This window comes from Mesorhizobium sp. M7A.F.Ca.CA.002.04.1.1, from assembly GCF_004022805.1.
GTDB lineage: Bacteria > Pseudomonadota > Alphaproteobacteria > Rhizobiales > Rhizobiaceae > Mesorhizobium > Mesorhizobium ciceri.
The window spans coordinates 1-746 of record NZ_RZPL01001212.1 but is presented as its reverse complement, the minus strand read 5'-3'; the positions used below and the strand labels follow the sequence as shown (position 1 = coordinate 746).

Here is a 746-nt window from a genome sequence, read left to right as displayed (position 1 = left end):
GCGCATCGCGCTCCACCGTTCCGTCACGCTTGCGATAGGGCAAATATTCGAGGATCGCCGGCACGGGATCGCTCTCCGCGTCTTCCGGCAGCCAGACACGCGCCGCCAGCTTGACGCCATCCGGCATCGGAATCCACAAATTCTCGATCTCGCGGATTTTGCGCGGGAAATCGGTGACGATGCGGATATCTTGCATGGCGGCTCCTCTCAACGCCCCGGCCGACACTTGCGCCGGTGGCGATCCTTATGTGTTCAGCGGGAAATGGCAGGTTAGACGGCTGTCGCCGACCGAGGCCGGGACGGGGACATCCAGCGCGCAACGGCCCTCGGCCTGCGGGCAGCGTGTGTGAAACTCGCAGCCTGAGGGGCGCGCCAGCAAGGACGGAACGTCAGCCGGCAGCGTGATGCGCTGGTGCACCCGATCTGGATCGGGCTCGGGGTTGGCGGACAGAAGGGCCGCCGTATAGGGATGATGCGGGGCACGGAAGATCGCTTCGGTTTCGCCCTGCTCGACGAAGCGTCCGAGATACATCACCGCCATGCGGTCGGCGATCTGGCGCACGACATGCAGATTGTGGGTGATGATCAGCATCGACAGGCCCATGCGGTCGCGCAGGTCGTTGAGCAGGTTCAGCACCTCTCCCTGCACGGAGACGTCGAGGCCGGCGGTCGGCTCGTCGGCGACGACCAGCACCGGGTCCAGCGCGATCGCCCGCGCAACGCCGACGCGGCGCGCCTGGCCGCCG

General features: G+C 66.6%; 2 protein-coding genes. Both read right to left on the bottom strand.

What is annotated here, in order from left to right; translation table 11 throughout:
* Window positions 1-196 (bottom strand): CocE/NonD family hydrolase (locus ENZ75_RS33380; RefSeq protein ID WP_206617184.1); only part of this gene is annotated, 196 nt, incomplete at its 3' end.
* A 48-nt stretch (window positions 197-244) separates the two neighbouring features.
* A partial coding sequence (locus ENZ75_RS33375) for an ABC transporter ATP-binding protein (RefSeq protein ID WP_164888254.1) occupies window positions 245-746 on the bottom strand: 502 nt, incomplete at its 5' end.